The organism is Arthrobacter sp. Y3223164, from assembly GCF_059091005.1.
In genome coordinates, this window is the sequence record NZ_JBNHGF010000498.1 from 1 (window position 1) to 1,723 (window position 1,723).

The 1,723-nt window shown below is 68.5% G+C and carries 3 protein-coding genes; 2 read left to right on the forward strand and 1 reads right to left on the reverse strand.

Annotated features, from left to right (window positions below):
* Both AC5RUJ_RS15785 and AC5RUJ_RS15790 read left to right on the forward strand, forming a co-directional pair.
* Positions 1 to 382: ribonuclease HII (locus tag AC5RUJ_RS15785; protein WP_494156189.1), on the forward strand; the 382-nt coding region annotated here is incomplete at its 5' end.
* Positions 383 to 415: 33 nt separating this feature from the next.
* Complete coding sequence (locus AC5RUJ_RS15790; protein WP_493999960.1) at positions 416 to 739, forward strand: DUF2469 domain-containing protein; 324 nt, start codon at positions 416 to 418, stop codon at positions 737 to 739.
* 65 nt (positions 740 to 804) lie between these two features.
* Here the strand turns inward: AC5RUJ_RS15790 and AC5RUJ_RS15795 are convergent.
* A partial coding sequence (locus tag AC5RUJ_RS15795; RefSeq protein WP_494156190.1) for an NAD(P)/FAD-dependent oxidoreductase occupies positions 805 to 1,723 on the reverse strand: 919 nt, incomplete at its 5' end.

Here is a 1,723-nt window from a genome sequence, read left to right on the forward strand (position 1 = left end):
CTGGGGCCAGGTGCTGGCCACCGCGCGCCCGGACATCGTGATCCTCGACGGCAACCACGACTGGCTGTCGGCGGGGGAGCCGTCGCTCTTCGACGACGTCGCGCAGCCCGGCTGCGACGCGCCGGTCCGGACCAGGATCAAGGCGGACCTGCAGTGCCTCAGCGTGGCCGCGGCCAGCGTGCTGGCGAAGGTGGAGCGCGACGCGATGATGACCGGCTACGCCGCGGACTATCCGGACTACGCCTGGGACATCAACAAGGGCTACGCCACCGCCGCGCACCGCGCCGCCTTGCTGGGCATCGGTCCCTCGGAGCTGCACCGCCGAAGTTGGCGGCTGACCCCCGAGGAACCGCTGATGCCCGCCGTCGAACTCGCGGAGTAAACGCCGCGGGGCAATCTGGGGCAGGATGGATACATGAGCGCCGAAGACCTTGAGAACTACGAGACCGACATGGAGCTGCAGCTCTACCGGGAGTACCGCGATGTCGCCGGCCTGTTCAGCTACGTCGTGGAAACCGAGCGCCGCTTCTATCTGGCCAACCACGTGGACCTGCAGGCGCGCTCTGCCGACGGCGAGATCTACTTCGACCTGACCCTGCAGGACGCGTGGGTCTGGGACGTCTACCGTTCCGCCCGGTTCGTGAAATCCGTGCGCGTGATCACGTTCAAGGACGTCAATGTCGAGGAACTGGCAAAGAACGACGACCTGACCCTGCCCAAGGGCGGACTCGGCGGCTGAGCGGCTACCGGCCGCCGACCCCGTCCAGGGTGATGTACGTCTTGCGGACGGTGTCGTGGAGTACTTCAGGCGCGGCCGGAGATGAGGTCTGCGGCCTTGGCGATCGGGGAGGTTGAGGTGCGGCCGGAGTTTTCCGACTTGTCAGCGGCGTAGTACGCCGCGTACATGGCCTGGACGGCAATCCAGCGCAAAGGTTCCACTTCCCAGGTGCGCACCCGGCGATTCACCCACGGCATGGTGGTCAGTTCGCTCTCCGTGTCCAGCACCAGGTCCCGCAGCGTGCGGCCGGCCAGGTTCGTTGCGGTCACGCCGGTGCCGACATACCCGCCGGCCCAGCCGATGCCGGTCTCCCGGTCCAGGCCGACGGTGGCCTTCCAGTCGCGCGGCACGCCCAGCACACCGGCCCAGGCGTGGTCGATCCGTGCGCCGCGGGTGGCCGGGAACATGTCGTGCAGGATCGCGGCAAGGTTCTGGATCGTCTCGGGCTGGGTGGCCCCGTCCGTGTCCGTCTTGGAGCCAAACCGGTAGGGCACGCCGCGCCCGCCGAGCGCAATCCGGTTATCGGCCGTGCGCTGGGCGTACATGTAGGCGTGCGCCATGTCGCCCACGGTGTCGAACTCATTCCACCCAATCGCCGCCCAGACGTCGTCTCCGAGGGGCTCGGTGGCGATCATCGACGAATTCATCGGGAGCCATTCGCGGTGCGAGCCCTTCAGGTTCGCGGTGAAGCCCTCCGTCGCCCGCAGAATGTACTCGGCCCGGACATCACCCCTCTCCGTCCGCGCCAGCCGGGGGCTGATTTCGGTGACGGTGGTGTCCTCGTAGATGCGCACGCCCAGGGCTCCCACCCTTTCCGCCAGGCCGCGCACCAGCTTGGCCGGATGGATCCGGGCACAGTGCGGCTGGTGGACGGCGCCGAGCGTGCCGGCAATCCGGACCCGCTCGCTGCTTTCGGCCGCGCTCAGCAGGCGGACGCCGGCCTCG